This window comes from Halorientalis sp. IM1011 (assembly GCF_001989615.1).
In the GTDB taxonomy this organism is placed as follows: Archaea; Halobacteriota; Halobacteria; order Halobacteriales; family Haloarculaceae; genus Halorientalis.
In genome coordinates this window covers 2,950,686-2,973,470 of record NZ_CP019067.1, presented here as the reverse complement: position 1 = coordinate 2,973,470, position 22,785 = coordinate 2,950,686, and the positions used below count along the sequence as shown (strand labels likewise).

At 67.5% G+C, this 22,785-nt stretch carries 28 protein-coding genes; 16 read left to right on the top strand and 12 right to left on the bottom strand.

Going from position 1 to position 22,785, the window contains the following annotated elements:
- Nucleotides 1-7: 7 nt before the first annotated feature.
- From BV210_RS15420 to BV210_RS15405, 4 genes are all read right to left on the bottom strand, one after another.
- Nucleotides 8-571: a hypothetical protein gene (locus BV210_RS15420; RefSeq protein ID WP_077207506.1), complete on the bottom strand. Its 564-nt coding sequence runs from the start codon at nt 569-571 to the stop codon at nt 8-10.
- A gap of 64 nt (nt 572-635) precedes the next feature.
- Nucleotides 636-1,220 carry a hypothetical protein gene (locus BV210_RS15415; RefSeq protein WP_077207505.1) on the bottom strand — a complete coding sequence of 195 codons (585 nt, stop codon included), beginning with the start codon at nt 1,218-1,220 and terminating at the stop codon, nt 636-638.
- A 106-nt stretch (nt 1,221-1,326) separates the two neighbouring features.
- Nucleotides 1,327-2,454, bottom strand: a complete 1,128-nt coding sequence (nirK, locus tag BV210_RS15410) for a copper-containing nitrite reductase (protein ID WP_077207504.1) — start codon at nt 2,452-2,454, stop codon at nt 1,327-1,329.
- Nucleotides 2,455-2,582: 128 nt separating this feature from the next.
- On the bottom strand, nt 2,583-2,987 hold the full coding sequence (locus BV210_RS15405) for a MoaD/ThiS family protein (protein ID WP_077207503.1): 405 nt from the start codon (nt 2,985-2,987) through the stop codon (nt 2,583-2,585).
- Nucleotides 2,988-3,116: 129 nt separating this feature from the next.
- Here BV210_RS15405 and BV210_RS15400 point away from each other — a divergent pair, with 129 nt between their 5' ends.
- Both BV210_RS15400 and BV210_RS15395 read left to right on the top strand, forming a co-directional pair.
- A complete protein-coding gene (locus BV210_RS15400) occupies nt 3,117-3,422 on the top strand; it encodes a CGCGG family rSAM-modified RiPP protein (protein ID WP_157526061.1) in 306 nt (101 codons plus the stop codon).
- 62 nt (nt 3,423-3,484) lie between these two features.
- Nucleotides 3,485-4,579, top strand: a complete 1,095-nt coding sequence (locus BV210_RS15395; RefSeq protein ID WP_077207501.1) for a radical SAM protein — start codon at nt 3,485-3,487, stop codon at nt 4,577-4,579.
- 15 nt (nt 4,580-4,594) lie between these two features.
- On the opposite strand, the gene BV210_RS15390 is transcribed toward BV210_RS15395, so the two are convergent.
- The gene (locus BV210_RS15390) at nt 4,595-5,260 is read right to left on the bottom strand and encodes a helix-turn-helix domain-containing protein (protein WP_077207500.1); all 666 of its coding nucleotides are present in this window, start codon (nt 5,258-5,260) and stop codon (nt 4,595-4,597) included.
- A 65-nt stretch (nt 5,261-5,325) separates the two neighbouring features.
- A complete protein-coding gene (locus BV210_RS15385) occupies nt 5,326-5,982 on the bottom strand; it encodes a helix-turn-helix domain-containing protein (RefSeq protein ID WP_077207499.1) in 657 nt (218 codons plus the stop codon).
- Between the two features lie 110 nt (nt 5,983-6,092).
- On the opposite strand from BV210_RS15385, the gene BV210_RS15380 reads away from it, so the two are divergent.
- Nucleotides 6,093-6,371 (top strand): DUF2249 domain-containing protein, encoded by a 279-nt coding sequence (locus BV210_RS15380; RefSeq protein WP_077207498.1) that lies wholly within the window; start codon nt 6,093-6,095, stop codon nt 6,369-6,371.
- Nucleotides 6,368-6,688, top strand: a complete 321-nt coding sequence (locus BV210_RS15375) for a hypothetical protein (protein ID WP_077207497.1) — start codon at nt 6,368-6,370, stop codon at nt 6,686-6,688. Before BV210_RS15380 ends, BV210_RS15375 begins: the two co-directional genes overlap by 4 nt.
- Here BV210_RS15375 and BV210_RS15370 read toward each other — a convergent pair.
- From BV210_RS15370 to BV210_RS15360, 3 genes are read right to left on the bottom strand one after another with little or no spacing between them, the layout of a single operon-like run.
- Entirely contained in the window at nt 6,685-6,984 is a 300-nt protein-coding gene (locus tag BV210_RS15370; RefSeq protein ID WP_077207496.1) for a cupin domain-containing protein, read from the bottom strand. The two genes, BV210_RS15375 and BV210_RS15370, sit on opposite strands and share 4 nt — an antisense overlap.
- Entirely contained in the window at nt 6,984-7,211 is a 228-nt protein-coding gene (locus BV210_RS15365) for a DUF2249 domain-containing protein (protein ID WP_077207495.1), read from the bottom strand. The genes BV210_RS15370 and BV210_RS15365 overlap by 1 nt, the downstream gene beginning before the upstream one ends.
- A 53-nt stretch (nt 7,212-7,264) precedes the next feature.
- Nucleotides 7,265-7,636, bottom strand: coding sequence for a cupin domain-containing protein (locus BV210_RS15360; RefSeq protein ID WP_077207494.1), 372 nt, complete (start codon nt 7,634-7,636; stop codon nt 7,265-7,267).
- Between the two features lie 89 nt (nt 7,637-7,725).
- Here BV210_RS15360 and BV210_RS15355 point away from each other — a divergent pair, with 89 nt between their 5' ends.
- Nucleotides 7,726-8,916, top strand: a complete 1,191-nt coding sequence (locus BV210_RS15355; RefSeq protein WP_077207493.1) for a hypothetical protein — start codon at nt 7,726-7,728, stop codon at nt 8,914-8,916.
- On the opposite strand, the gene BV210_RS15350 is transcribed toward BV210_RS15355, so the two are convergent.
- Together BV210_RS15350 and BV210_RS15345 are read right to left on the bottom strand one after the other, a co-directional pair.
- On the bottom strand, nt 8,913-9,509 hold the full coding sequence (locus BV210_RS15350) for a hypothetical protein (protein ID WP_077207492.1): 597 nt from the start codon (nt 9,507-9,509) through the stop codon (nt 8,913-8,915). The genes BV210_RS15355 and BV210_RS15350 overlap by 4 nt on opposite strands.
- A gap of 69 nt (nt 9,510-9,578) precedes the next feature.
- Complete coding sequence (locus tag BV210_RS15345) at nt 9,579-10,226, bottom strand: helix-turn-helix domain-containing protein (RefSeq protein ID WP_077207491.1); 648 nt, start codon at nt 10,224-10,226, stop codon at nt 9,579-9,581.
- Between the two features lie 213 nt (nt 10,227-10,439).
- On the opposite strand from BV210_RS15345, the gene BV210_RS15340 reads away from it, so the two are divergent.
- Genes BV210_RS15340 through BV210_RS15295 form a run of 11 tightly spaced genes read left to right on the top strand, consistent with a single transcriptional unit; the run spans nt 10,440 to nt 21,823 of the window.
- The gene (locus tag BV210_RS15340; RefSeq protein ID WP_077207490.1) at nt 10,440-11,027 is read left to right on the top strand and encodes a hypothetical protein; all 588 of its coding nucleotides are present in this window, start codon (nt 10,440-10,442) and stop codon (nt 11,025-11,027) included.
- Nucleotides 11,027-11,740: a ubiquinol-cytochrome c reductase iron-sulfur subunit gene (locus tag BV210_RS15335; protein WP_077207489.1), complete on the top strand. Its 714-nt coding sequence runs from the start codon at nt 11,027-11,029 to the stop codon at nt 11,738-11,740. The genes BV210_RS15340 and BV210_RS15335 overlap by 1 nt, the downstream gene beginning before the upstream one ends.
- Nucleotide 11,741: 1 nt before the next feature.
- Nucleotides 11,742-13,133, top strand: a complete 1,392-nt coding sequence (locus BV210_RS15330; protein ID WP_077207488.1) for a cytochrome bc complex cytochrome b subunit — start codon at nt 11,742-11,744, stop codon at nt 13,131-13,133.
- Nucleotides 13,126-13,302 (top strand): hypothetical protein, encoded by a 177-nt coding sequence (locus tag BV210_RS20330; protein ID WP_172824911.1) that lies wholly within the window; start codon nt 13,126-13,128, stop codon nt 13,300-13,302. The genes BV210_RS15330 and BV210_RS20330 overlap by 8 nt, the downstream gene beginning before the upstream one ends.
- The gene (locus BV210_RS15325) at nt 13,299-16,193 is read left to right on the top strand and encodes a molybdopterin-dependent oxidoreductase (protein ID WP_077207487.1); all 2,895 of its coding nucleotides are present in this window, start codon (nt 13,299-13,301) and stop codon (nt 16,191-16,193) included. The genes BV210_RS20330 and BV210_RS15325 overlap by 4 nt, the downstream gene beginning before the upstream one ends.
- Complete coding sequence (locus BV210_RS15320) at nt 16,190-17,260, top strand: 4Fe-4S dicluster domain-containing protein (protein WP_077207486.1); 1,071 nt, start codon at nt 16,190-16,192, stop codon at nt 17,258-17,260. The genes BV210_RS15325 and BV210_RS15320 overlap by 4 nt, the downstream gene beginning before the upstream one ends.
- Nucleotides 17,250-18,068 carry an ethylbenzene dehydrogenase-related protein gene (locus BV210_RS15315; protein WP_077207485.1) on the top strand — a complete coding sequence of 273 codons (819 nt, stop codon included), beginning with the start codon at nt 17,250-17,252 and terminating at the stop codon, nt 18,066-18,068. The genes BV210_RS15320 and BV210_RS15315 overlap by 11 nt, the downstream gene beginning before the upstream one ends.
- Entirely contained in the window at nt 18,068-18,775 is a 708-nt protein-coding gene (locus tag BV210_RS15310; protein ID WP_077207484.1) for a molecular chaperone TorD family protein, read from the top strand. The genes BV210_RS15315 and BV210_RS15310 overlap by 1 nt, the downstream gene beginning before the upstream one ends.
- The gene (locus BV210_RS15305; protein WP_077207483.1) at nt 18,772-19,683 is read left to right on the top strand and encodes a hypothetical protein; all 912 of its coding nucleotides are present in this window, start codon (nt 18,772-18,774) and stop codon (nt 19,681-19,683) included. The genes BV210_RS15310 and BV210_RS15305 overlap by 4 nt, the downstream gene beginning before the upstream one ends.
- Nucleotides 19,680-20,513, top strand: coding sequence for a HEAT repeat domain-containing protein (locus BV210_RS15300; RefSeq protein WP_077207482.1), 834 nt, complete (start codon nt 19,680-19,682; stop codon nt 20,511-20,513). The genes BV210_RS15305 and BV210_RS15300 overlap by 4 nt, the downstream gene beginning before the upstream one ends.
- Nucleotides 20,510-21,823, top strand: coding sequence for a P-loop NTPase (locus tag BV210_RS15295; protein WP_077207481.1), 1,314 nt, complete (start codon nt 20,510-20,512; stop codon nt 21,821-21,823). The genes BV210_RS15300 and BV210_RS15295 overlap by 4 nt, the downstream gene beginning before the upstream one ends.
- Before the next feature lie 15 nt (nt 21,824-21,838).
- Here BV210_RS15295 and BV210_RS15290 read toward each other — a convergent pair whose 3' ends face one another.
- Entirely contained in the window at nt 21,839-22,642 is an 804-nt protein-coding gene (locus BV210_RS15290) for a MarR family transcriptional regulator (protein WP_077207480.1), read from the bottom strand.
- Nucleotides 22,643-22,785: the final 143 nt, after the last annotated feature.

The window sequence follows — 22,785 nt, the reverse complement described above, 5'->3', positions numbered from 1 at the left end:
GCCCGCCTCACTGCGAGAGCCGCTCGCGCAGTTCCTCCATCTGGGTTCGGAGCTGTTCGAAGCCCTCGAACGGCGTGCCGTCCGTTTCAACCTGGAGTTGCTCCAGTTGTTCCTCGGTTCGTTCGAGGAACTCGAGCGTCTGTGATTCGAGGTCCTCGTGGGCCTCCCGGAGCTGTTCGACCTGCTGGTCGACCGACTCGACGTAGGACTCGGCGGCCTCCTCGGCGTTCTCGAAACCGGTCTCGGTGAACTCGACTGCCTGTTCGTTCGCCTGCTGGGTCGCCTCTTCCGCGGCGTCGAACTGCTGGTCGACCGCTTCGTGGATCTCCTCGAAGTTCGCCTCGCCCTCGGGAACCATCCCCTCGATGGCGTCCAGCGAGCTGTGGATCGCCTCCCGGGTCATCTCGGTGCCGCGTTCGGACGCCTCGGCGCTACCTTCCATCCCGCTCACCATCGCCTCGTTGAGTCGCTGCTGGAACTCGATGCCCTGCTCCATCGCCTGCTGGCTCCGTTCGAGCGCCTGTCGCTGCAGTTCGAAGACCTGACTGACGGGGTTGTCGTCGTTTGCCATGTGAGAAACATCTACGGCCAGCCGCTTCAAGCCAGTGATGCGACAGCCCCACCTCCGATCGGCGTCAGTCAGCCGTCTCCGTATCGTACGCGCCGATCTGGGTTCGCATGGTCTGCAGGTCGCCCCGGAGGTCTGACAGTTGCCGGCGGAACTCGGTCACCTGCTCGGCTCGCTCGTCGTCGTCGAGTGACTCGACGTACTCCCGGAGCCGTGCTTCGAGGGCCTCATGTTTGTCTAAGAGCGTGCTGATCCGTCGGTTCAGGGCGAGCAACACCGCCCGGAGTCCGCGCTCGTACCGGTCGAGCCCCTCTGCAGCGACGCCGATTACCGTCTCGTCGGCCGTCTCGCTGGCCGAAACGAGGGCTCCGAGCGGAGACTCGACGAGCCCTCGAATCCGGCCCGATTCGTCTGTCGAGCCAGTATCACCGAGTGCGCCGTCGAGTCTGTCGGCAACGTCCCGAACGGTGTCGACGCACAGTTCCACCGCCGCCTCGCGCGTTGCCGCCTCCGCCCGGAACCCGGCGAGAACGGCATCGTCGACTCGCCGCTGGAAGAGGAGGCCGTCCCACACAGCCATCCGGCTCTCGCGGATCGCCGTCCGCTGGAGACCGAACACACGACCGATCGTATCGGACCCGTGCTGTGTCATACCACACCACAGAGTTTCGGCACGGTTTAACCTGGCGTCCAGTACACCGACCGATATCGAGCGTCGAAAACGGAATCACCGGGTGCCCCCTGCACGGGGTGGCCGATCACTCGTAGAGCGGGTCCTCGTGGCTCGTGCCCATCGCGTCGGGGTCGTAGATCCCTTCGTCCTCGTTGCCGACCACGTCCACCTCGGCGAGCAGGCCCTTCCGGGCGACCCGGGAGAGGGCGTGGTCGACGAGTTTGATCCGGGAGGGGACCGGCGTGTCCATCTCGCCGATCATACAGCTTCCCGGCGGCACCTTCATCGTCTGGATGTTCTTGTCGGCGTACGCGCTGAGGTCGCCGTCTTCGGGGATGCCGCCGTCGCGGTAGGCCTCGCTCCAGACGTTCCCGATGGGGTGGAAGTTGCTGGAGACGTTCGGGCCGCCGTCGACCATGAACACCCGGACGCGTTCGTCCTGCTGGACCTCGACGGGGCCGTACCGACCCGCCGCCCAGGCGTGTTTCTCCCCGTTCAGGAGGACGTAGGTCGGGCTCTCGTCGGCCATCGCCTCGAAGTCGAACTTGTGGTGGCCCTCCTCGCCCGTGTCCTTGTCCGTGTACAGTTCGTGCTGACCGAGGTACAGTTCACGGTCGACCTCGGGGAGTCCCTGTTCGGGTTCGACCAGGATCATCCCGAACATCCCGGCGCTGATGTGGTAGTCCAGGTTCGGGACGGCACAGTGGTAGATGAACGCGCCGGGGTACTCCGCGCGGAACCGCATGGAGTTCTCGCTGCCCGGGTTGGCCGTCGTCGCCACCGCACCGCCGCCAGTCCCGTAGACCGCGTGGAAGTCGACGTTGTGGACCATCCCGCTTTCCGGGGCGTTCTCCATCGTGAACTCCACCGTGTCGCCCTGTCGAACCCTGACCATCGGCCCCGGGACCTGCCCGTCGAAGGTCATGTAGTCGAACGTGACCCCGGGTTCGATCTCGGCGGTCACCTCCTCGACGGTCAGCGTCACCTCGTGGGTCTTCGGGGACGACCAGTCGACGGGGTCCGGGAGATCGGTCGGGTCCGCAGCCACCCGATCCACGTCGGTCTCTGCCGGCCCGTCGGACTGGGTAGTCGTGGAGTTATTCGCCGTCTCGGTCACCGCAGGGGCCTCGTTCCCGGTACAGCCGGCGATGGTCGCCGCTGCGCCGCTGATCCCGAGGGCCTGGAGCCACTTTCGCCGCGTGGAGTCGAACATTGGGAGTCACCTTACAGATACGAATTGTGGGAGGAAAGGGATAAAGCGAGAAGTGCGTTCCTGCGGCGTGAGAAGCCTTCTCAGGCGGTAAGAACGAACCTGGAAAAAGGCGAACCGGTTCGGATACCTTATAGGCAGAACATGAACGGATAGACGAGCGCGACCCGATCACCGTCCGCCAGCGCGGTGTCGAGGCCGTCCAGTGACTCGTTGAACCGGCCGTTGACGAGGACACGCGCGTACGCACGCGTCTGTTCGCCCTCAGGATTCGCGTTCCACGTCCCGGGCAGTTCCTCCTCGACGGGTGCCCAGCCACGGGTCGTTGCCTCCGCCTCCGTCTCGGCGATGAGCATGTCGGCCACGTCGTACTCGGCGAAGAAGGCGTCGAGGAACTCCCGTAACGTCGTTCCCTCGAAGGGAAACTCCAGTCGGGGCTCGCCCACTTCCGTTCGGACGTGGCCCGTACACTTCACCGTCACCGTCGTCTCTCGCCCGTCGCTCCCGGTTCCCGACTCGACGGCTGTGCCTGTCATGGCACCAATTAGGCGCTCGTCCCCCAAAACTATGGGCCGAACATATTCGGCGAGTCCTGTCGTCGCCGCAGCGGCTCGAACATGTTCGGCCAAGAGTGTTCGACGAAGGAGGGACAACGTCGAGACGAGATGACTGCCTCACACGACACGGTCGAGCCGGTGACGGAGCGGACCCACGACAACTCCTGGTCGGCGAACCTGGAGAAACCTCACCACGCCGAGGACAGGGAACTGGTTCTGGCGCAGGCCCGCGATGCCGTCGACCACACCGAGCCGGGCAACCACGTCAACCTCGTGACCCACGGCGATCACGGCCACCCGGAGACGTACCTGTACGAGGAACTCGACGCGGCCTACGGCGACGCCGTCGACTACGAGTACGTCGAGCAGTGCGGCTGTGGCGGCCACGTCACCCGCGTCCACGTGGACCAGTGATCGTTCCCGGCCCGTGGGAATCCGCGCCCGTCGTTACAAACACTCGATATTCACTCTGACTCATGAACCGAGACCTCGATACGAGTCGGCGGCCCATGGTGTTGATCTGGGAGGTCACGCAGGCCTGCGAACTCGCCTGTGAACACTGCCGGGCCGACGCACAGTCTGCGCGCCACCCCGACGAACTCACGACCGAGGAGGGAAAGGCCCTGCTCGATTCGGCCCGCGAGTTCGGCGAGAACCAGCTCGTCGTCCTCTCCGGCGGCGATCCGTGCAAACGCCCCGATCTCACCGACCTCGTCCGCTACGGGGACGAGGTCGGGTTGAGCATGTCGCTGACCCCGAGCGGGACCGACGAGTTGACGGCCGACGTGCTGGAGGACCTGTCAGAAGCCGGCCTCCGGCGGATGGCCCTCAGCCTCGACGGTGGCGACGCCGAGCGCCACGACGCCTTCCGCGGGGAGACCGGGAGTTTCGAGGCGACGATGCAAGCCGCGGCGGACGCCCGCGAGGCCGGGCTCCCCCTCCAGATCAACACGACGGTCTGTGCCGAGACGGTCGATCAGTTGCCGGCGATCCGCGAGCGGGTCCGCGAACTCGGGGCCGTCCTCTGGAGCGTCTTCTTCCTCGTCCCGGTCGGCCGTGGGAGGTTGCTCGACCCCATCGCGCCCGAACGGGCCGATCGGGTGATGGAGTGGCTCGCCGAAACCGCCGACGAGGAGCCGTTCGGCGTCAAGACGACCGAAGCACCCCACTACCGGCGCGTGAAGCTCCAGCGACGGGCCGAGGCGGGTGAAGACGCCGCCGACGCCGGGCTGCGACGCAGGGGCGGTATCGTCGCTGGCGACGGCTTCGCGTTCGTGAGCCACACCGGCGACGTGTTCCCCTCCGGGTTCCTCCCCGAGGCCGCCGGCACCGTCCCCGAGGACGACCTCGTGGACCTGTACCGGGACTCCGACCTGTTCACCGATCTGCGGGACCGGGACGCCCTCACCGGGAAGTGCGGGGCCTGTGAGTTCCGGCACGTCTGTGGGGGGAGCCGGTCGCGGGCGTACGCGACGACCGGCGATCCGCTGGCGAGCGACCCGCTCTGCCCGCACGTTCCCGAGGGGTGGACGGCCGACGGCAGGACTGGGGACGGAGCGACGGGCGATTAGCCGGACCGACCTGCCCTAGACGGACTCGCGGGCGACCGGGCCGAGGACCTTCTGCTGGGCCGCGGCGAGGTGTTCGGCGAGCGTCGACGGCGAAATCTCCAGTTCGGCCGCTACCTCCTCGGCGTTCGCTCCTTTCGGGTAGTCGAAGTAGCCCATCTCGAAGGCGGTCGAGAGCACCTCGCGCTGGCGCGCGGTCAGCCGGGCGGTGTCGACGGTGACGAAGCCGTTGCCGACCAGTTCGCCGGACTGGCTGAGGTTGCGGACGGCCACGTCGTCGAACCGCTCGCGGGCCGCCGCGACGATATCCCGGACGCGGTCCGCATCCGGTGCGTAGAACACCAGATACAGCGTCCCGTCGACGGCGTGGACGTCGCTGACCGGACAGCCGTAGCTCTCGACCAGATCGGTGATGCAGGACTCGGCCTCGCACTGACAGCGATAGCGAACCCCTTCCTCGGTCCGGAACACCGGATCGGCGTCGATACCGTCGGCTGTCGAATCCGTCTGGACGGTAAACTCGGTACTCGTGCTGTTCTGTGACCCGCAACTGGTCCGGGCGACTGACTCGACCCGGGCCCCTGCGTCGGTCGACGCGACCGCGAGCGGACACTCACGGGGCTGGGTTATCGCGAGGGTCACCCTGACACCGGCCTGAACGGGATCGGGTTCGGTCGTGCTCATACTCGAACGTTCTCGGCCCGACACCAAAACCGGGGGCTGGTGTTCTCACGCTGTAGGAAGAGGCGTCACTGGGCCTCGGCGATCAGTCCGTCGTCGAGTTCCGCGACGAACTCCTTGACGACGGTCTCCTCGGCGCGGTGGAGCGTCTCGCTGACCGTCGATTTCGCCATTCCGAGGTGATCGGCCAGCTCCGTCAGCGACGACTCGCGGGGCGTGTCGTAGTACCCCTGCTGGACCGCCGCGACGATCAGGTCGCGCTGGCGGTCGGTCAGCAACTGGTCCGTCGAGTCGACCGTCCGCCGGACGTACTCCACGTCGAAGCTCATCCCGAACTGTTCGAGCTGTGACCCGAAGGTCGACAGCCGATCCTGGGACGCGGTCACCTCGACGGTGGCGTGTCCGTCGAGAATCTCGACCGGCGGTTCCAGCGGGATCCCCGACTCCTTGACCGAGAACAACAGGAGGGGCTCGGTCGTCTCGAACTGGATCAGCGTCCGGTCGTCGGACTCCCCCAGCAGATCCAGCGACACGATGGTCTCACGCTCCTGGATCCGTTTGATCACCTCCGGCAGGTTCGGCCCGCTCAGTTCCACGAGACCGACACCCGTCTCCCCGGTCGGCAGGGCCGCCAGCACCCTGAACTCCACGTCCGGGTAGTCCGTCGAGAGATCCCCGATCCAGGCCGCCTGCGGCAGTTTGACGCTCAGTTTCGCTCGAGGCATGGGTCAGAGTTGTCCACGCGCGGACCAGTAGGTGTTTGCGAACATGTTCGGCATTTCGTCCGAACGCGTTCGGGATAAGGGTTGGGGGCGGTGACGAGAAACAGGGAAGTATGGGAACCGAACCGACCGAGACCGCCCGACTGGCCGTCGACGAGACGGGTGCACCGCCCGAGGCCCCGCGTGACCGGCTCGACGCACGCGACCTCGGGCCGCCGAAGCCGCTGAAAAACACCTTGGAGCGGCTCGCGGAACTGGACGACGAGACGGTCCTGATACAGCTCAACGACCGCGCGCCCCAGCACCTCTACCCGAAACTCGACGACCGCGGGTACGAGTACGGCACCGTCGAACTGGACGCGGCCGTCGTGACCGTGATCTGGCGACCGTGACGGCGAGCACCGAGCCCCCCGAAGAGGCATCCGCCGCCGAGGACCGAGCGCCCGACGTGGCCCGGACCATCGAGCGGATCGACGACCGTGCGGCCGCAGTTCGGGATCGACAAGTCGAGCGCGCGCTGTCGGAACTCGATTCGCACGACGACACCGACCCCGAGACCCGCGCTGCAGTCCGGCGTGTGGCCACCCGGCTCACCGAGCGGCTGATCGCGACGCCGAAAGAAGCCCTGCGGACCGCGACGGCCTCGTCGGATCGCCACCCCGACGGCGACGACGCGGTGCGGGTCGCGCTCGAGTTGTTCGGCGACTAGTCCTCGACGCGTTTCGAGAGGACGAGCAGCGCCTCGCTGTCCGTGACGGCTTTCGGTGATACCTCGCGGCGGCCGTCGAACCGGATCACGTCGTCCGATTCCAGCTCGTGAGTCTCGTCGTCCAGATCGAGTTCCACTTCCCCCGAGAGCAGGTGCAGGACGACCGTTCGCTCGGGGTGAGTGTGCGGGTCGACGCGCTCGCCCGCTGCCAGTTCGAGTCGGATCGTCAGCGGCTCGTCGAACAGTTTGGCGTGGGGCGACGCGGTCAACTCGTCGAGTGCGATGGTTTCGGCCATCACCGTTTGGGAAACTCCGCGACGAATTTTTCTTTTGCCTCGCGGCGCACCTCGTAGTTGTCGGCGTCGAAGTCCTCGACCTCCGCGTCCATCTCGTAGTACAGCGGCTTGGGATCGTGGTCGTTGATCAGCCGGAGGGTCTCACCCGCGTCCATGTCCGCGAACGCGTCCATGATCTTGGGGTGGCGCTCCTTCGGCGGAACCTCGCGCACGTCGATTTCTGGCATACACCGACAGTTCCCCCTCGGGACGCCTCCGGATTGCCCCGAACGTGTTCGGTTCAGGGCTCGAACTCGCCCTCGCGGATGCCCCGGCGGACGGGTTCGTGTTCGGCGTCCGAGGGCGGCGGCGCGACCACCATGACGGCTTCGAGGCGCTCGTCGTCGTCCGCTTTGATGCCCCGGTCGCGACCGGCGGGGACGCTCACCACCGAACCGGGTACGACGGCGTGGTCGGTATCGCCGTCCCTGACGATTCCCGTTCCGGACTGGACCACGACGGTCACGTCGCTGTCGGGTGCGTGGACCGGGATGAACTGCCCGGGCTCGAAGTACGCGCAAACGGCCTTGGAGCGCTCGGTCTTGAACACGCCCTGCGCGCTGAACTGATCGTCGTCGTAGACCCGCTCGCTGTCGACGTCCGTGGCTGGCATACCCGGTCCTACCGTCGGCCGCGCCCTGCCGGTTGTCCCGAATCGGTTCGGGACCGGGGCTTTTCACGCCGGCGTGTGACTGGCCGTCCATGGCAACGGCGAGTGCGACCGTCTCGACGTGGACCCGCCGGTTCGTCGCGGCCGGGACCGTCTGGCTCGTCCTCTGGAGTCTCGCCGCGCTCGCCGGCCTCCCGCGCCGTACCGAGATTACACTGGCGCTGTTCGGCTTCGTCTTTCATACACTGTTCGGCAAGGCGTACGCGCTCGTCCCCTCCTACTTCGACCGGGAACTCGCCGTGTCACGGGCCCCGACGATCCACCTTCCGCTCGCAGTCCTCGGCACGGTCGGGCTGGCTGCAGTGGGACTCCCGTGGGTCCCCGGGATCGTCGGCGGGGCCGGAGCACTGCTGTGGACCGGTGGCGTCGCGGTCTTCCTCGGAACGCTCGCCTGGACGGTCCGGGACAATCTGAGTGGTGCTGAGACTGGGACCGGCGACCACGACGCGGACCGGCGGCCGGTCGACCGGTCGGCCAACGCCGCGTTGCCCGTCGCCTTCCTCTACCTGGCCGTCGCCAGTGCGGTGCTCGTCGCCGCCTACCTCCCTATTGCGGCCCCGTTCGCGTACGCACCACGGCGCACGCACCTGTTCGCGGCCGGGACCGCCGCCCTGCTCGTCTTCGGCGTCGGATTCCGGCTGCTCCCCAGGTTCTTCGTCGCCACCCCGCCGAAACCGCTGGTCGCGGTGGCACTCCCGTTCGGCGCGCTCGGGCCGGCGATCATCGCCCTCTCACTGCCCGCGGGACCGCTCTTCCAGCTGGGGGCGGCCCTGGAAGCCGTCGCGGTCGTCGCCTTCGCGCTCGCGGTGCTGTCCCTGATTGTGGAGAGCGATCGCGAGCGCGTCGGTCGGTACGGCGTCGCCGCCGGCGCGCTGTTCGGCGTGGCGGTGGTCGCGCTCGGCATCTCCTTCGCCGTCGGCGGCCTCGACTACGCGCTCGTGGTGACCCACTACCGGTTCGCGCTGGTCGGCTTCCTCGGGCTGACCATCGTCGGCGTCGCCACCCAGTTCTACCCGCCGGCAGTCGGCGAGTTCCCCGTCGACGGCGACCACCTGGCGCTGGCCGCGATGGCGGCGCTCGGTGGGGGACTCGTCGTCGACTTCGCGGGACGACTCGCCGAACAGGTGGCCGTGGCCAACGTCGGCCTCGCGCTCGCTGCACTGGGTGCAGTCGGGTACGCGTGGCTCCTTCTGGGAATCTTCCGGGCGCGAGCGCGGCGCTAGAAGGGGGTCCCCGTCTCCTCGGCGTAGCCCTCCTCGTTCGGGACGCCGGTCTGTCCGCCGCCAGCGCCGCCACGTTCGTCCGGGAGGTCACCGGAGTCCAGATATCGGGCCTCGTGGTCGCGCAGTTCCTCGTTGATCACGCCGCTCTTGTGGTGCATGCCGTCGACCCGGACCCGGACGAGGTCGTACTCGTGGCGGTCGGCGAGGCCGTTCCAGGCCCGGAAGGATCCTTTCGCCAGCGTCGTGCTCTGGGGGCAGAACTCGGTCGTCGGCGTGAACTCGGCGATCAACACGTCACGGTCGCCGGCGTCGGGGCCGTCGACGGTGCCGCGCTCGCGCGCGTAGCGGTAGCCGGCGTCGGGGTGGCGCACGTCGAGGTTCAGGCGCGCGAGGTTGTAGCCGAAGGTCATGTCGTAGACGCCGCGCTCGTCGAACAGTTCGCGGGTCAGGCGGTGAAAGGCGACGTGCTCTCGGCCCGCGAGCACGTCGTGTTCGGTCAGGTACGCTCCGGGTTCGGGGACGCTCTCGGGGACGAACGCGTCGTAGTCGTCGAACGTGGGGTCGTCCGCGGAGAACGGCGAGGGAACGTTCATGCGAGACGGTACGGTCGGCCACGCCCTGGGTACAGTCCCGAACTGGTTCGGGTTCGTCCGACGGGGTGGTTAGTTTCCGTCGGCGGTCGGATCGAACAGCGCAGCCATCAGTTTCGTCTGGGCGGCCGCGAGGTGTTCCGCGAACGTCGAGGGTGCGACGCCGAGTTCGGTCGCGACTTGCTCGGCGTTCGCACCTTTCGGGCGCTCGAAGTACCCCAGTCTGTGGGCCGTCCGCAACACTTCCCGCTGGCGCGCCGTGAACGAGGATTTGTCGACGAAGACCGGTTCGGAGTGAGGGCCGTTCTCGTCCGAACGGCGCAGCGATCGGACGGTGACGGCCTCCTCGGTCTCGCGCAGGTCCGCGACCACCGACCGGAGCACGCCGAGGTCTTCCGCGATGAAGGATAGTTTGACCGCCCCACCGGCTGCAGTCACGTTCCGCACCGGACACCCGTGCGCCTCGACGCGCTCGCAGGCGCAGTCCTGATCGGCCTGCCGTTCGAGGCGGTGGATGGCCTCGGATTCGTAGCTGAATATCTCCTCACCAGGAACGTCCGCCCCGGAGACGGACTCGTCGGTCGTCACTTCGACCGTGACTTTCCCGTCGACGGGGTGACCCTGTGAGACCGACCGAACGCGACCGTCCGAGCTCATCGGCGCGACCGGACAGCAGTTCGGTTCTCTGACCGCGACGGTAGCGAGGATGCCCTCGGCCATGGCAATTCCGTAGACAGCCCCGGAACTAAACCGTTGCCCCGTCTTGAAGCCCCCCTATTCAGTGGGTCCCCCTCTAACACCGGTCGCCGGCGAGGCACACGTATTCGTGCGTCGACACCGACTCGAGTGGACGATGGGACGCTGTGGCGGCCGGACGTGCCGGATGCTGGACACGTAACCGCGGGTCGCGAACCGAAACTACCGAACTCACGCATGCAAGGCAAAACGATCGTCATTCTGTTCGTACTGCTTGCCGTGTTGCTTCCGATGTGGTTCGTGGCGATACAGGGCGAGCCGCCGTCGGAAGAGATCCAGATCGACCAGAGCGTCAGCGAGATCCGACCGCTCGGCGGGTTCGTCGACACTCCCACCAAGCTCTCGCCGAGTCAGGTGGGCGTGATCGTCTGGGTCGCGCTGTTCGCGCTGGTGGGAGTGTTGGCCTTCTTCCACCGGTTCATGAACCGCGCGGCCCGACCCGACGAGGGCGAAGACGCCACGGTGACCGAGACGGCCGCCGATGGAGGTGGCCTGTCCCTTCCCTGGATCGAGACTGAGGACCGCTGGCTCGTCGAGTACCACCCCGCCAGCGACGCCATCGAGGGCCTGATCGCGATGGGCGGACTGACCGCCCTCTCGATCGTGTTCGCCGCGCTGTTCACCGGCGAGTACCTCACGCTGGCCCGCACCCAGTACTTCGGCGTCTACGCGTTCGGGATGTTCATGTCCCTCACCGGGTTGACCGTCTCGTACTACGCCTGGTTCATGCCCCACATCGAAGTGGCCGAACGGAGGGGACACTGATGTCCGACGACACACCCTCGCCGGACCTCGGACGGTCGTATCCAACGTCCGACGAGAACGGGGACACGGGCGGAGGCGACGGCGGCGACTGTCCCTGTTCGGCCGAGGTCGCGGGCGAGACCCGGCCGAGCATCTATCAGGACTTCTACGGGGACGCTCGCGCGGAGATGGAGCGCCGGGACTACGCCAAGGCGCTGGCGACCATCGGCGGGCTGACGGCCATCGGCAGCCTCACCGCGCCGCTGATCGGCCTGAGTCAGGTGTTCGAGCGGGAGTACACCGGCCCCATCTACTCCGACGGCGTCGCGCTGATCGACGACGCCGGCGAGCGGATCACCGAAGACCGGCTCTCCGAGGGCGAACAGCTCACGGTGTTCCCGGAACCGCGGCCAGGGCTGGCCGACTCGCCGACCCTGCTCGTGCGGTTCCCGGAGGACGCCTACGGCGGCGACACCAACTCCGCGTTTACCGTCTCGGGCTATGCCGCCTACTCGAAGGTGTGCACCCACGCGGGCTGTATGGTGGCCGACCGCGACGGGCAGACGCTGGTCTGTCCCTGTCACTCCGGGCGGTTCGATCCGCTCTCCGGCGCGGCCGTCACCGGCGGGCCGCCGCCGCGGTCCCTGCCACAGCTCCCGATCACGCTGTCGAGCGAGGGCCATCTCGTCGCCACCGGCGACTTCGAGGGTCCGATCGGCGCGGGGGGTGAGTGAGATGGGGCGACTCGACCGCATCTACGGCTTCTTCGACGACCGGCTGGACCTCGAAGAGAGTAAATCCTTCCTCGGGAAGGCCTTCCCCGCCGAGGATTCGTTCCTGCTCGGCGAGGTCGCGCTGTTTTGCTTCCTGATCCTCGTCCTCACGGGGATGTTCCTCGGCTTCTTCTTCGAGCCGAGCACCACCGAAGTCGAGTACGAGGGCAGCGTCGCCGAGTATCAGGGCGAGGAGCTGCCGGAGGCGTTCGTGAGCGTCCTCAACATCACCTACGACGTGCCCTTCGGCATGCTGCTCCGGCGGATGCACCACTGGGCGGCCCACCTGTTCATCGCCTCGATGGCCCTGCACATGTTACGGGTGTTCTTCACGGGGGCGTACCGCAACCCGCGGGAGCTCAACTGGCTCGTCGGAACGGGTCTGGCCGGGTCGTCGATGTTCGCGGCCTACACGGGCTACGCGCTGCCGTTCGACGAGTTCGCCAGCACGGCCGTCGGCATCGGCTACAACGTGGCGCTATCGGTGCCGCTGATCGGCGAGACGCTGGGGCAGGTCGTCTTCGGCGGGAGCTTCCCCTCCAGTGCGACCATCCCCAGACTCTTCTTCCTGCACGTACTGATATTCCCGCTGATAATCGGCGCGCTGCTGGCCGTGCACATGCTTATCCTGATGCGCCAGAAGCACACGGAGGCCGAGCGCGAGGGCGACGTGGCCGGTCGGGAGACCGTCGACCGGGACGACGACACCGTCGTAATCGGCCTGCCGGCGGTGCCCAACCAGGTGGCGGTCAGCGCCGTCGTGTTCTTCCTGACACTGGCGGTGCTCTCGCTTCTGGCCGGGTTCCTCCCGGTCCACAACATCGCCGAGTACGGTCCCAACAACCCCGCCTCGACCCCGTCGCTGATCATGCCCGACTGGTTCCTGATGTGGGGCTACGGGTTCCTGAAGCTCGTGCCCGCGTGGATGAGCTTCGACCTGTTCGGGATCCACGTCAGCGCGGAGTTCATCGGCGGCCTCATGCTGCCCGGGCTGGTGTTCCTGGCGGTCGCGGCCTGGCCGTTCATCGACTACAGCGAGGAGCAGACCCACTTCGCGACGAGCCCCCTCGAGCGGCCCTGGCAGACCGCGGTCGGCATCGCCGGAGTGACCTTCATCATGGTCGCCTCCATCGCGGGGATGGACGTGATCGTCGCGGACATCGTGGGCTCGTCGACGGCCGCGATCAAGCCGTTCCTGCTGGCCGCGCTGTTCCTGGTTCCCATCGCCGCGGGGCTGATCACCTACGCGGTGTTGCGCGGGGGCGAGGAACCGCCGGCGGGCGGCGAGAGCGCGGCGGCGGACGGCGGCGCACCGGCACGGACAGGATCGACGACGGAGGACACGGATGACTGAGATCGAACTGAGCGCACGGCGGTATCGCTGGCTGGATCGAACGAGCAAGCTCTGCGGGGTCGCGCTGATCGCAACCGGCCTCGAGGTCGGCGGCGACACGGCAGCGGGCCTCGCGCTGGCGGCGCTCGGCGTGATGTGCGGACTGGCAACCGTGGTGATAGACGCATGAGTGAACGAACGGATACGGACGACGGATCGGACGGAGTCGACGCGGCCCGCCGTGATTTCCTGAAGGGACTCGGCGCGGCGACGGCGGTCGGCGTCACCGGCTTCGGCCTGGGACAGCAGAGTGCGATGAACAGTTTGGAGATCGTCGACGACCCGATCGGGGACTACCCCTATCGGGACTGGGAGGACCTCTACCGCGAGGAGTGGGACTGGGACTCGACGGCCCGGTCGACCCACTCGGTCAACTGCACCGGCAGTTGCTCGTGGGAGGTGTACGTCCGCAACGGGCAGGTCTGGCGCGAATCGCAGGCGGCTGACTACCCCCGATTCGACGAAGACATCCCGGATCCGAACCCCCGGGGCTGTCAGAAGGGGGCCTGTTACTCCGACTACGTCAACGCCGACCAGCGCGTCCTGAATCCGCTTCGGCGGGTCGACGATCGCGGCTCGGGCCAGTGGGAACAGATCTCCTGGGACGAGGCCCTCACCGAGATCGCCGAGGAGGTGATCGAAACGGTGCAGGCCGAGGAGTACGACGCCATCTCCGGGTTCACGCCGATCCCTGCGATGAGCCCGGTCTCGTTCGCGTCGGGCTCGCGGCTGATCAATCTGCTGGGCGGCGTCTCCCACAGCTTCTACGACTGGTACTCGGACCTGCCGCCGGGCCAGCCGATCACGTGGGGCACCCAGACGGACAACGCCGAGAGCGCCGACTGGTACAACGCCGACTACATCATCGCCTGGGGCTCGAACATCAACGTCACGCGCATCCCCGACGCGAAGTATTTCCTCGAAGCTGCCTACAACGGCACGAAACGCGTCGGCATCTTCACCGACTACTCCCAGACGGCGATCCACACGGACGAGTGGATCAGTCCGGAACCGGGCACCGACACCGCACTCGCCCTGGGGATGGCCCGTGTCATCGTCGAGGAGGGGTTGTACGACGAGGCCCACCTCAAAGAGCAGACCGACATGCCGCTTTTGGTCCGGGAGGACACCGGGAAGTTCCTCCGGGTCAGCGAGGTCCAGGGCCTGTCGACGAACGCCGACCGCCCGGACCAGATGTTCGTCATGCAGGACGGGCAGGGGAACCTGCGGGTCGCGCCCGGGTCGCTCGGCGAACGCGACGGGCAGAAGGACCCGACCGAGAGCATCGCACTCGACTTCGACCCGCAACTCGCCGTCGAGGGGTCGGTCCGGACGACGGACGGACAGGTCTCGATTCAGTCGGTCTGGAACAACCTCACCGACGAACTGGCGAACTACACGCCCGAGTACATCTACGAGGAGACGGGCGTCGGGCGAGAGACCCACCAGGAGATCGCTCGCGAGTTCGCCGAGGCCGAGAAGGCCAAGATCATCCACGGCAAGGGGGTCAACGACTGGTACCACAACGACCTCGGGAACCGCGCGATCCAGTTGCTCGTGACGCTGACTGGCAATCTGGGCGAGCAGGGCACCGGGCTCGACCACTACGTCGGGCAGGAGAAGATCTGGACGTACAAGGGCTGGCAGACCCTGTCCTTCCCGACCGGCTCCGTTCGCGGGGTGCCGACGACGCTGTGGACCTACTTCCACGCGGGCATCCTCGACAACACCGACGCCGAGACCGCGGCGAAGATCCGCGAGTCCATCGAGAAGGACTGGATGCCGCTCTATCCCTCGGAACGGTCGGACGGAACTCGTCCCGACCCATCCGTCCTCTTCGTCTGGCGGGGGAACTACTTCAATCAGGCCAAGGGCAACGTCGCCGTCGAGGAGGAGCTCTGGCCGAAACTCGACCTCGTCGTGGACATCAACTTCCGGATGGACTCGACGGCGATGAACGCCGACATCGTCCTGCCGACGGCGAGCCACTACGAGAAACACGATCTCTCGATGACGGACATGCACAGCTACGTGCACCCCTTTACCCCGGCGGTCGAACCCCTCGGGAACTCCAAGACCGACTGGCAGATCTTCCGGGAACTGGCCGGGAAGATCCAGGAGATCGCCCAGCAACGCGGGATCGACCCGATCCCCGACCGGAAGTTCGACCGTGAGATCGACCTGACGAGCGTGCACGACGACTACGTCCGCGACTGGGAGACCGGCGAGGAGGGCGCGCTGACCGAGGACAGGGCCGCCTCCGAGTACATCCTCGAACACTCCGAGGAGTCGAATCCGTCGGACACGAACGAACAGTTGACCTTCGACGACATCGACGAACAGCCCCGGCGGCTGCTCGCGGCCGGCGACCACTGGACCTCGGACATCGAGGAGGGCGAGGCGTACACGCCCTGGAAGCGCTACGTGCAGGACAAGGAGCCGTGGCCGACCTTCACGGGACGCCAGCAGTACTACGTCGATCACGACTGGTTCCTCGAACTCGACGAGGAACTACCGACGCACAAGTCGCCGCCGACGCTGCAGGAGAAGTCGGACTACCCGCTGCGATACAACACGCCCCACGGTCGGTGGTCGATCCACTCGACCTGGCGCGACAGCGAGAAGATGCTGCGGCTCCAGCGCGGCGAACCCGTCGTCTACCTCAACCCCGAGGACATGGCCGAACGGGGGATCGAGGACGGCGACACCGTGACGGTGTACAACGACCTGGCCGAAGTCGAGGTCCAGGCCAAGAGGTATCCCAGCAGCGAACCCGGCACCGTCCGGATGTACTTCGCCTGGGAGAAGTTCCAGTTCCCGAACGACAACAACTTCAACAGTCTCGTACCGATGTACATGAAACCCACACAGCTCGTCCAGTACCCCGAAGACACCGGCGAACACCTGTACTTCTTCCCCAACTACTGGGGGCCGACCGGCGTCAACAGCGAGGTCCGCGTCGAAGTCGAACCCACCGACGGGTCTGGTTCCGGCGGCAGCGGCGGAGGTGACGGCCAGTGAGTTCCCAGAGCGACGGCGGCGACGCGGGAGACGGCGTCGACCTCGCGGAGGGAATCGACCACCAGGTCGCGATGGTGATGGACCTGAACAAGTGTATCGGCTGTCAGACCTGTACCATCGCCTGCAAGACCAACTGGACCGAGGGCGGCGGCCGGGACTACATGTACTGGAACAACGTCGAGACCAAGCCCGGGTCGGGCTATCCCAAGGACTGGGAGGAGATGGGCGGCGGCTGGACCGACGACGGGAGCGAACGCCAACCCGGCCAGCTCCCCGAGAAGGAGGAGTACGGCCGCGCCTGGGAGTTCAACCACGAACAGATCTTCTACGAGGGCAGCGACGAACCGCTCCGGCCCATGGACGGTGCGGAGTGGGGGCCCAACTGGGACGAGGACGAGGGGGCCGGCGAGTACCCCAACTCCTACTACTTCTACCTGCCCCGGATCTGTAACCACTGCACCCACCCGTCCTGCGTGGAGGCCTGCCCCCGCAGCGCCCTCTACAAGCGCGAGGAAGACGGCATCGTCCTCGTCGACCAGGAACGGTGTCGGGGCTACCGCTACTGCGTCGAGGGCTGTCCCTACAAGAAGGTGTACTACAACTCGGTGAAGAAGACCTCCGAGAAGTGCATCTTCTGTTACCCCCGCATCGAGGGTGAAGGACCGGAGGGCGAGGTTCGGGCCCCATCCTGTGCCGAGGACTGTCCGCCCCAGTTGCGGCTGGTCGGCTACCTCGACGACGAGGACGGGCCGATCCACAAACTCGTGAACGAACACGAGGTGGCGGTCCGGCTCCACCCCGAGTACCGCACCGAGCCCAACGTCTACTACATCCCACCCTACGCGCCGCCACAGCACTCAGAGCGCGGGGAGAGCCTCGACTCCGAGCGCATTCCGCGCAACTACCTCGAAGAGCTGTTCGGGCCGGAGGTCAACGAGGCGCTGAACACGATCGAACGGGAGCGAAACAGGGTCGAACGGGGCGAGGAGAGCGAGGTGATGGACATCCTGACGACCGACAACCCCGCCCAGCAGTACCGGCTGGAGGTCTTCGACGATGAGGAGTAGGGAACTCACGCTCGCGGCCGCGCTCGCGGTGGCGCTGGTCGCGACGACGGTTGCGGTACCGGCGCTGGTCGAGGCGCGGCCGGCCTTCGCGGTGCCGGTCCACGAGGGCGGCGACGATGCCACCTTCGACAGCCCGGGCAGCGAGGACTGGGACGAAGCTCCGGCGGCGACGCTGCACCTGAGCAGCGCCGAGAGCGGCCTCCCCAACGCCAGTTCGACCAGCGTCGAGGAAGTGGATCTGCAGGCCGTCCGGGCCGACGAGCGGCTCTACCTCAAACTCAGCTGGGCGGACGCGACGAGGGATACCTCCACGGCCGAGGTCCGGGAGTTCGCGGACGCGGTCGCCGTTCAGTTGCCGGTCAACGAGAGCGCCCGACCGCCGATCACCATGGGCGCGGCGGACAACCCGGTGAACGTCTGGTTCTGGCGAGCCGACGGCACGCACGAGGAACTGCTCGCGGGCGGTGCCGGCACCACGTCGCCGATGGGCGGCACCCTCGAGAACGCCAGCCGATACGAGAACGGGACCTGGGAAGTCGTCCTCTCACGTGATACTGCGGGCGACGGGGCCAACCGGACGGCGATCCCCGACGAGGAAGACCTAGACCTTGCCGTCGCGGTCTGGAACGGCTCGAACGGGGAGCGCTCGGGCCACAAGGCCGCGAGCGACTGGTACTACCTCGAACTCAGTGGCGGGCCGCAGGGGCCGCCCTACGAACTCCTGCTGTGGGCCGTCGCTGGCGCAGCAATCGTCATCACGACGCTCGTGACGGTCGAAGGTGTCCGGCGCACGCGGGGTGAGGCCTGATGGCCTCGAACGACGCACCGACCGGCCCGGATCCGGGCCGACTGGCCGGTGAGATCGACACCGACGCGGGCGCTCGCGGCGCGGTCTACGCGTTGCTGGCGGCTGCGTTCGACCAGCCCGACGAGGAACTCTACCGTGCGGTCGAGACCGGCGCGTTCCGCGAGGAGATCGCCGCGCTGGTCGACCGCACCGATCTGGACGTGACAGTGCCCGATCTGACCACCGAGGACGACTACGAGAAACTGTGTGCGCGGTACAACGACCTGTTCGTGATCGGGTTCTCGGAGGTGGTCGACGCCACCGACGGGACGATGCGCCACGAGGAACCGCCGGTCTCGCTGTACGAGTCCGCCCACCGGCCGGAGGTGTCCTGGAACGACGTGAACCTCGACCTGGCGCGGGCTTACGAGTACTTCGGCTGTCAGGTCGATCAGGACGAGCGGGACAATCACGACCACCTTCAGCTACAGCTGGAGTTCATGGGCTATCTCTGCCGCCGTGAAGCGGCAGTCGATCCGGACGTGGCGGCGGCGCGGCTCGACTTCCACGACCGGCACCTCCGGGTTGTCGGCGAGGCCGTCGCCGACGGAATCGCCGCGGAACCCGGGACTGAGTTCTACGGCGACCTCGGCGAGTTCCTCGACGCGTTCACCGACGCGGACGTGGACGACCTCGCCGCCCGCCGCGAAGGAGGTGGGTCGGCGTGAGCGGGGAGTCACCGACTGCGAACCCGACTGCCGAGACCGACGAGGAAACGGAGTCGTCGGTGTTGGCGGCGCTCGCCCGGATCGAAGTCGACGGCGACCGGGCCGCGCTGTGGGCGGGGATCTGCGCGCTCGCGATGACCGCGGTCGGATTCGCGGTCACCATCGCACACAACGCCCCGTTCGATCCGCTGGCGGTGCCAGCGGTCGTCCTCGACGCGTTCGCCGTCGGGACGCCGCTGGTGCTGGGCGCGACGCTGTTCGCCGTCGCACTCACCGAAACCGAGCCGACGCGACGGGTCGGCCTGCTGTTCGCCGGCGTGTTCGGACCGCTCGCCACGCTGTCGTCGGCGGCGACCCTGCCCGCCGTAGCCGGCGTCATCGGCGGGGGCGCGCTCGCGCTGACCGGGTCACTCGACCGACCGACCACCTACCGCGAGGGGCGACACGCGGCCGTCGTCGTCGGGTTCGTCGCGGCCGTCGCGCTCTCGCTGTCCGCCGCGACGGGTCTTCTCGGTACCGGCATGACCGTCGGCGCGGGGCTGGCGCTGGTGGCGACCGGTGCGATCGCGTTGCTGGTCGAGATCGACCGATTGGCCGCCCTCACAGGACTCACAACGGCCGCCGGCCTCGTCGCTGTGGCGGTCACTGTTCCTTATTTGACGGGGACCGTCCTGCTCGTCGGGTTCGGCGTCGTGGCCGTGCCACACCTGCTCGTCGCGTTCGCGCTGGGCGGCGGCGAGGCGGCCGCCGTCGCAGGATTGCGCCGCGGGACGCCGCTGCTCACAGTGGGTGCGCTGCTGGTCGTCCTCGCGGGCGTGCCGGCCACGCTCCCGCGGGCGATGGGCGTCTTGCTCGGCGTCGCGCTGGTGACGCGTGCGACCGCGGAGCAGACGGGGGTGACGGCGTGAGAGACCCCGAGGAGGCGACCGACGGGCCGCCGGACCCGCGGACCCACCCGGAGCAGAGCCCGGGCTTCGGCGAGGACCCCGAGGGCCTCGAAGATATCGAGGTGAGCCGGGACGTAACTATCGGCGAGGCTACCCCGAGAGAACTCCAGGCGACCGATCTGTCACCCGTCGCGGACGCATCGGCCGCCGAGAAGATCGACGACCTGCTTTCGGGCGACCACGTCGAGCGCCGACGGGCCGCGCTGGCGCTGGGCGAGGAACGCCCCGAGGAGGCCGTGCTGGACGCGGTGATCGCGGCGACGAACGACCCCGACGACGACGTGCGACAGTTCGCCGTCGAGTCGCTGGCGGACCTGGGTGGCGAGCGAGCGGCGGCGGCCGTCGTCGAGACGCTGGCCGACGAGGACCCCTGGGTGCGAGCCGAGGCGGTCGTCGCGCTCGACAACATCGATCGTATCGAGTTCGAGGACCGTATCGAGGCGGCGCTGTCCGACGACCACCACGCCGTTCGTCGCAACGCCGCCATCTCGCTGTTCAAACACCGCGGCGAGGATCTGCTCCCGGTCCTGCTGGAGCAGTCCCGTGCCGACAGCGAACGTTTACGGGAGTGGGCCGCACACCTCATGGCCGGGATCGACGACGAGCGCGCGACAGAGCGACTGACCGAACTGGCCGAGGACGACGACGAGCCCCAGGTCGTCAGGAGCACGGCGGCCCGGGCCGTAGAGGCCGATCCCGGGAAGTTCCGCCGGCAGTTCACCGGCGGCATCGAGGGCGAGAGCACGGCGTTACCGGGGGAGGACCGGCTGAACCGCAGACCCGATCTATGAGTTCCGAGGATACCACCACGACCGAACCGCTTTCCGACCGCGTCGAGGCCGCACTCAGGAAGGTGCGCGATCCCGACGCCGACGTGAACGTCTTCGAGGCGGGCCTGATCGACGACGTGCGAATCGACGGCAGCGACGTGACAGTACAGGTGGACCTCTCCGAGTTCCCGCCCAGCGAGGGCCAGGCCGTCACGTCGACGATGATGCGGGCCGTCTCGGACGTAGAGGGCGTCGAGCGAGCCCACGTCGAGCAGGCCCCAAGGTCTGCCGACACCGAGGGCCGCGAGATCGGCGTCGAGACGGCCGACCGCGTGATCGCCGTCGCCAGCGCGAAAGGCGGCGTCGGGAAGACCACAGTGGCGACGACGCTGGCCTGCGCGCTGGCGGCCCACGGCGACGACGTGGCGCTGTTCGACGCCGACATCCACGGCCCGAACGTCCCCGAACTCCTCTCCGTGAGCGGCCCAGTACAGTCCGACGAGGAGGGGCACCCCGTGCCGATCGACGTGAGCGCGAGCGACGGAGCGGTCCGCGGCGACGAGGACGCCGACGGCGGCCCGGGGGACCTCGAAATCATGAGCGTCGGGCTGATGAACGACAGCCAGCCCCTGGCCTGGCGGGGGGCGATGGCCCACGACGCGCTGACCGAACTGTTCGAGGAGACGGCCTGGGCCGCCCCCGACACGCTCGTGATCGACCTGCCGCCCGGCACCGGGGACGTGGCCCTGACCACCCTGCAGGAGGTGCGAGTCGACGGCGTCGTCTTCGTGACCACGCCCTTCCACGCGGCGGTCTCGGACACCCACCGCTCGCTCCAGCTGTTCGAGGAGAACGAGGTACCCGTCCTCGGCGTGGTCTCGAACATGGGCGAGTTCGTCTGTGACTCCTGTGGCGAACACCACGACCTGTTCGACGGCGACGACCCCATCGACGCCCTCGACGTGCCAGTTCTCGCAGAAGTCCCCTTCACGGGCGACATGCAGTCCCAGCCTCGCCCGACCCCCGACGACGTGCCCGACGTGGCACTGGAACTCGGCGGAGCCGTCGCCGACCGAATCGAGGAGATCTGGACCGTCGAGGTGCCCGAGAACGCGGTCGATCTCCGTGGCGTTCCGCCGGAGGAACGCCGCGATCGCGTCCGGGATGCCTTCGAGGGAATCGAGAGCGGCGAGCGGTTCGAGGTCGTCAGCGACCGGAATCCCGGGCCGGTCCGGGAGTTCCTCGAAGACCTGATCGACGGTGAACTGACGACCTGCCAGGTCAAGCGGCAGAACCCGGACACCTGGCGGTGTCGGACTGAAAAGCCCTGAGCAGCTGTCCTTTCGTTATTCGGCGGCGTCGACGATCTCGTAACTGACGTTGTCCTCGCGGAGCCGATCGGTGTGGCCCGCGAGGTCGGTTTCGACGGTCAGGAGGAGGACGTCTAGCCCGCGGGTCGCGGCCTCGCGGACGGCCTCGGCGGTGCCGAAGCGGAGGTCCGGGTCGGTGTCGGCGGCGCGGGCGGCGGCCAGCGCCTCGGTGCCCCCCACCGCCAGCAGATCGTGGTCGGCGGCGAGATTCGCTACGCGGTCGGTGTCGACGGCGCGGCTCCCGCCGTTATCGACCCGCGGGAGCGAGACGATGGTCACGTCGCCGAGTTCGTAGTCGAGGACGCCCTCGAAGTCGGTGACACCGACGTCCGTTCCGGCGTCGGCGTCGGTAACCGCGACCGCCGTCGCCGAGCCGGCAGTACCGGGCGTGGCCTGGAGAGTACCGTCGTGCATCGACAGCGAGACGGGCTGGCCTTCCTCGATGTCGCCCGTCGCGATGGCGGTCTCGATCTCGACCTGACCGATCACCTCCTCTGAGACGTGAGTGACGTACTCCTCGAGGCGGCTGGTGTGAGAGATGAGCCAGTCGACGCCCTCCTTGGTCACCTCGTAGCGACCCCGGCCGTGTTTCCGAACGAAACCCTGCTTGATGAGATCCTGCAGGTAATCGCTGACCGCCTGGGAGGTGATCCCGATAGCCTCGGCGACTTCCTGCTGGCTGACCGCGGGCTGGCGCTCGGCGATCTGGACGAGGATCTGGTAGCGGGTCGCGTCCCGCTTGCTCCGGAGCACGTTCGACTCGCCGGACTCGTCCGACATGCCTCTCCCTGCGTCCCGGAAACTCAAGTACCTTTGCCATACTCCCGGCATACTTTCCCGAGCGGCCCGTTCTCGGCCGGGGTTGAAAATCTAGCTTTCGTTAGTACAACCAAAATTGTTTTATTCGAGACTCCGGTTGTATT

Excerpts from the sequence above, each read along its gene's own strand:
- BV210_RS15385 (WP_077207499.1), bottom strand. The coding sequence starts at position 5,982 with ATGCCTCGAGCGAAACTGAGCGTCAAACTGCCGCAGGCGGCCTGGATC.
- BV210_RS15370 (WP_077207496.1), bottom strand. The coding sequence starts at position 6,984 with ATGGCCGAAACCATCGCACTCGACGAGTTGACCGCGTCGCCCCACGCC.
- BV210_RS15355 (WP_077207493.1), top strand. The coding sequence starts at position 7,726 with ATGGCAACGGCGAGTGCGACCGTCTCGACGTGGACCCGCCGGTTCGTC.
- BV210_RS15315 (WP_077207485.1), top strand. The coding sequence starts at position 17,250 with ATGAGGAGTAGGGAACTCACGCTCGCGGCCGCGCTCGCGGTGGCGCTG.
- BV210_RS15330 (WP_077207488.1), top strand. The coding sequence starts at position 11,742 with ATGGGGCGACTCGACCGCATCTACGGCTTCTTCGACGACCGGCTGGAC.
- BV210_RS20330 (WP_172824911.1), top strand. The coding sequence starts at position 13,126 with ATGACTGAGATCGAACTGAGCGCACGGCGGTATCGCTGGCTGGATCGA.
- BV210_RS15415 (WP_077207505.1), bottom strand. The coding sequence starts at position 1,220 with ATGACACAGCACGGGTCCGATACGATCGGTCGTGTGTTCGGTCTCCAG.
- BV210_RS15340 (WP_077207490.1), top strand. The coding sequence starts at position 10,440 with ATGCAAGGCAAAACGATCGTCATTCTGTTCGTACTGCTTGCCGTGTTG.
- BV210_RS15350 (WP_077207492.1), bottom strand. The coding sequence starts at position 9,509 with ATGAACGTTCCCTCGCCGTTCTCCGCGGACGACCCCACGTTCGACGAC.
- BV210_RS15335 (WP_077207489.1), top strand. The coding sequence starts at position 11,027 with ATGTCCGACGACACACCCTCGCCGGACCTCGGACGGTCGTATCCAACG.
- nirK (WP_077207504.1), bottom strand. The coding sequence starts at position 2,454 with ATGTTCGACTCCACGCGGCGAAAGTGGCTCCAGGCCCTCGGGATCAGC.
- BV210_RS15290 (WP_077207480.1), bottom strand. The coding sequence starts at position 22,642 with ATGTCGGACGAGTCCGGCGAGTCGAACGTGCTCCGGAGCAAGCGGGAC.
- BV210_RS15420 (WP_077207506.1), bottom strand. The coding sequence starts at position 571 with ATGGCAAACGACGACAACCCCGTCAGTCAGGTCTTCGAACTGCAGCGA.
- BV210_RS15365 (WP_077207495.1), bottom strand. The coding sequence starts at position 7,211 with ATGCCAGAAATCGACGTGCGCGAGGTTCCGCCGAAGGAGCGCCACCCC.
- BV210_RS15390 (WP_077207500.1), bottom strand. The coding sequence starts at position 5,260 with ATGAGCACGACCGAACCCGATCCCGTTCAGGCCGGTGTCAGGGTGACC.
- BV210_RS15360 (WP_077207494.1), bottom strand. The coding sequence starts at position 7,636 with ATGCCAGCCACGGACGTCGACAGCGAGCGGGTCTACGACGACGATCAG.
- BV210_RS15325 (WP_077207487.1), top strand. The coding sequence starts at position 13,299 with ATGAGTGAACGAACGGATACGGACGACGGATCGGACGGAGTCGACGCG.
- BV210_RS15405 (WP_077207503.1), bottom strand. The coding sequence starts at position 2,987 with ATGACAGGCACAGCCGTCGAGTCGGGAACCGGGAGCGACGGGCGAGAG.
- BV210_RS15310 (WP_077207484.1), top strand. The coding sequence starts at position 18,068 with ATGGCCTCGAACGACGCACCGACCGGCCCGGATCCGGGCCGACTGGCC.
- BV210_RS15380 (WP_077207498.1), top strand. The coding sequence starts at position 6,093 with ATGGGAACCGAACCGACCGAGACCGCCCGACTGGCCGTCGACGAGACG.
- BV210_RS15395 (WP_077207501.1), top strand. The coding sequence starts at position 3,485 with ATGAACCGAGACCTCGATACGAGTCGGCGGCCCATGGTGTTGATCTGG.
- BV210_RS15400 (WP_157526061.1), top strand. The coding sequence starts at position 3,117 with ATGACTGCCTCACACGACACGGTCGAGCCGGTGACGGAGCGGACCCAC.
- BV210_RS15345 (WP_077207491.1), bottom strand. The coding sequence starts at position 10,226 with ATGGCCGAGGGCATCCTCGCTACCGTCGCGGTCAGAGAACCGAACTGC.
- BV210_RS15295 (WP_077207481.1), top strand. The coding sequence starts at position 20,510 with ATGAGTTCCGAGGATACCACCACGACCGAACCGCTTTCCGACCGCGTC.